The sequence below is a fragment of the Gemmobacter caeruleus genome (assembly GCF_008271655.1).
GTDB lineage: Bacteria > Pseudomonadota > Alphaproteobacteria > Rhodobacterales > Rhodobacteraceae > Gemmobacter > Gemmobacter caeruleus.
Window position 1 is genome coordinate 1 of sequence record NZ_VKKX01000025.1, and the last position, 3,641, is coordinate 3,641.

Annotated in this window: 4 protein-coding genes; 2 read left to right on the top strand and 2 right to left on the bottom strand. The window is 57.6% G+C overall.

Annotation, left to right across the window (positions count from 1 at the left end; genetic code table 11):
* Positions 1-140 precede the first annotated feature (140 nt).
* Entirely contained in the window at positions 141-1,277 is a 1,137-nt protein-coding gene (locus tag FOA17_RS10570) for a Fic family protein (RefSeq protein WP_238991789.1), read from the bottom strand.
* Between the two features lie 159 nt (positions 1,278-1,436).
* Positions 1,437-1,982 (bottom strand): YaeQ family protein, encoded by a 546-nt coding sequence (locus tag FOA17_RS10575; RefSeq protein ID WP_149141468.1) that lies wholly within the window; start codon positions 1,980-1,982, stop codon positions 1,437-1,439.
* 207 nt (positions 1,983-2,189) lie between these two features.
* On the opposite strand from FOA17_RS10575, the gene FOA17_RS10580 reads away from it, so the two are divergent.
* Both FOA17_RS10580 and FOA17_RS10585 read left to right on the top strand, forming a co-directional pair.
* Entirely contained in the window at positions 2,190-2,867 is a 678-nt protein-coding gene (locus tag FOA17_RS10580; RefSeq protein ID WP_149141469.1) for a hypothetical protein, read from the top strand.
* Positions 2,867-3,517, top strand: a complete 651-nt coding sequence (locus FOA17_RS10585; protein ID WP_149141470.1) for a hypothetical protein — start codon at positions 2,867-2,869, stop codon at positions 3,515-3,517. The genes FOA17_RS10580 and FOA17_RS10585 overlap by 1 nt, the downstream gene beginning before the upstream one ends.
* Positions 3,518-3,641: the final 124 nt, after the last annotated feature.

The following is a 3,641-nucleotide window of genomic DNA, read 5'->3' on the forward strand; positions in this document are numbered from 1 at the left end:
TCGGCCTGGCGCAGGATAGCAAGGATCTGCGCTTCAGTGTATCTGCTTGTCTTCATTCAGAATCTCCTCGTTCATCTTGCCGAGAAAATTCTACTTATGCAGCCCCTTACTTTCGGGGGGGATTACCTAAGCAGAAACGCTTAGAGGATGAGCTCGTAGCTTGTGCTGCGGCCACCAGCTTCCCCTTTGCGAAGAAGCCCCAGATCCAGCAATGCCGCGATATCGCGGTTCGCGGTGTCTTGTGAGCACTTCGCGATTGTCGCCCACTTGGACGATGTCATCTTGCCCTCGAAACCGTCAAGCAGTCGGTTCAGGATCTTGATCTGGCGTTCGTTCAGCGCCAGCGCGGCAGCGCGTTCCCAGAACTGGGCCTTGGCGATGACTTTTGCCAGGACGCCATCGGCGCCGTGGATTGCCCGGCTTAGGCAGGCAAGGAACCAGGTCAGCCAATCCGTCACATCCGTCGTGCCCTTCTGGGTGCGCTCCAGTTCATCATAATAGTCTGACCGCTCGATCCGGATCTGCGCCGACATGCTAAAGAACCGCTGGGGGCTGGCCTCTGATCGGGCAAGTGCCAGATCGGCGATGGCGCGGGCGATGCGGCCGTTGCCATCTTCGAACGGGTGGATTGTCACGAACCACAGATGCGCCAGAGCCGCCTTGATCACCGGATCGGTGGAAAGGGGTGCGTTGAACCATGTCAGGAACGCGCCCATCTCCGCCGCGACCCTATCGGCCGGAGGCGCCGCGAAATGCACGCGCTCTCGGCCGAATGGTCCTGACACCACCTGCATGGGCCCCGAACTGTTGTCGCGCCAATCCCCGACGCGGATCCGTGTCATGCCGCTGCGCCCGGTGGGGAACAGGGCGGCATGCCAGCCGAACAGACGCTCCGCCGTCAAGGGTGCAATGTAGTTCCGGGTCGCATCCAGCATCACCTCGACGATGCCCTCGACATTGCGGTCGGTCGGGGGCAGGGCGCCGATGTCTATGCCAAGGCGTCGTGCAAGCGATGACCGGACTTGTGTGGCATCTAGCGCCTCGCCTTCGATCTCGCTGGTCTTGAGCACATCCTGCGTGAGTGTCTGCAGCACCGCTTCTTCGCGCAGCTTGAACCCAAGGGATTCCATCCGGCCGATCAGGCGACCCTGATCGTGCCGCACCGCCGCCAGCGGTGTCGCGAGGCTGCCATCGCGCCAAGTCAATGTCGGCCAGTCTGGCCTCTCCCAGATGTACATCGTAAACTCCGCGCAAGATGCGGTGATAATGCAGCTCATTCGCCGCATTCGCAAGCGTTAACGCCGCAAGCTGTGCGGAGATTATTGTGCCTATTCTCCGCATGAAATTGAAAATGGCCGCCTGAACTCTAAGGATGCACCCCGTCAAAAGAGGGGCAGATTACCCGATATGGCGGACAGGCGCACGCAGCTGCGGATCTACGCAGCGCTCTTCCATTTGAGAGGGGTGAGGTAAACAATGCTGTCACCGGCACTGACCATCACTTCGCCGTCTTGAATGTTGATCTGCAGCTTCATCGTGCGGTTCGCCAGCTTGGCCAGTGCGCCGGTGTCCTTTTCGGAAAAACCGATCACCTGAAGGTTCTCAAAGCGGGTGGTGCTGCCTTTGATCTTGTCCCACCAAATATCGGCCGTCCTGCCACCATAGGGATAGACGATCACCTTGTCAGCTTTGCTGCAGGATTGACGCATCACCTTCTCGCTGGGGAGGCCAAGGGCCACCCACACATCAAGCTCGCCACTCAAGCTTTTCTGCCAGATGTCTGGCTCATCTTCCGTGGAAATCCCTTTGGTCATTTCCAGGTTCTCATGGGCATTCAGGGCAAAGGCGATGATGCGCACCATCATCCGCTCATCGGTTTCCGAGGGATGCTTGGCCACTGTCAGCTTGTGGGTCTCGTAATAGTGGCGATCCATGTCCGAGACCGACAGCTCGACTTTGTAAATGGTGGCATTTTGCGCCATGATCTGTCCCAGTTCCCCAAAAGATTGTGCTGCTTACTGCGTTTGCTGACCTTGGGGAAGCGTATAAGGCCCCGAATATTGGGACCGATCTGGCGTCGGCGTCCCTACCCTCGCTGCCGCGTCTTCCCTCTCCTGCAATCTCTTGGGATGGACTGATGTGATCTCGTTCGGTAACCCTAGGACCGGATCTGCGTCGAGGGGCATTTATTGGATTTTCAGGCCATTGCTGCACAACTTGAGTTCTTGGCGTGGAGAGACACGCAGTTGGCGGCAATTTCCTCGCAGCTGGAAGAAGCCTTGCCTGCACTGCTGGATGAGCTTGCCGAGCAAGTGGAAAGTGCAAGCGTTGTCAACTTGGTCCGGTCCACCATTGCACTGAAATCGTCGGCTGAGGCCATTATTCAGCGTTGGGGCGCCGACCAGCTTGTAAAGGCACTCGGCCGCGCTGAGGCCGATCTGGATCAAACCTTGCTGCAGCTTCCGGGTAAAGTGAACCTCGACAACGATGTATGGGAACAAGTGACGAAAGCCCTGCCCGCTATAGCTGGTGTCGGTCTGATCGGGGCCTCACTCGCCGCGATTCCGACCGTGATTTCCTTCGCCACCGTTAGCACAAGCGTCTTGGCGTTTTGGGGGACGTCCGCGATCAGTTGGCCACTCTTTGCCCTGGGTGCCGCAGGAATAGGTGTTGCGACCCTTACAGGGTCTCAGTCGTTGAAATTCGCCAAAGATAAGGCCCGGCAGAAGCTCTGCCTTCGACTACATCGAGAGGCAGGTCGCCAAGTGTTTGGAATTGGGGAAAAACCTGGCGCCCGATGCATGCTGAGTGACATACAGGCCGCTATTGTCCAAGCGGGCCGGAACCGAATTCAAGGAGCAATTTGATGATACTGTTGCGCGCTGTTCCGCCAGAGCTTGTCCATGGGGTCGCCTCTGGCCTCTACAAGGTTACGGGCTCCGTCGTCCGTGACGTCGCATCGGGGCGCGGCATTGCCTTCCTTCAAGAAACCGGAGTGCTGCAAACCATCCTCAACAGTGTGATGACCAGCGGCGGCAACCCCATCGTTGGTTTTGCAAATCTCGGTCTTGGTGCCGCAAGCGTCATACAGAACCAGCAGATCAAATCTCGCTTGGCGGAGGTTCAATCTTCGCTGGCTCTGTTGAAGAATTTGCAAATAGGGACATTGGCAGTTTCGGGCCTGGGACTCGGGGTCTCTGTGGCTGGCTTTGCCGTCATGCTGAAACGTTTGAAGGGCATTGAGGCCCACTTGGGCACCATTGAAGCGAAGATCGATCATGTAACCAAGGATCGCCGTTCCGACGATATTCGCATGATTTTCGCCGATGTTGGGACGCAACTGGACACCGTGGACACGCTGTCTGCTCGGTCAAACAAGGTAAGCATCGCTGAGGCTGCTGAACAGTCACTTGCGACGTCGGCAGGGCGCCTAGAGTCTCATTTCCAGCAGAAGTCCGACACTATGCAGTTGGGGGCAATTACAACTGCAGATATGGATCTGTTGTGGTCATTGTGAACCGCGCCGGGTTTGCCGGAGGCTGATTGATCTTAGTTACGCGGCCATGGCTTCAGTTTCCAGAGCTGCGTAGAAATTGGCCTCTGCTTCTGCGGGCGGGATGTTCCCGATTGGCTCAAGCAGG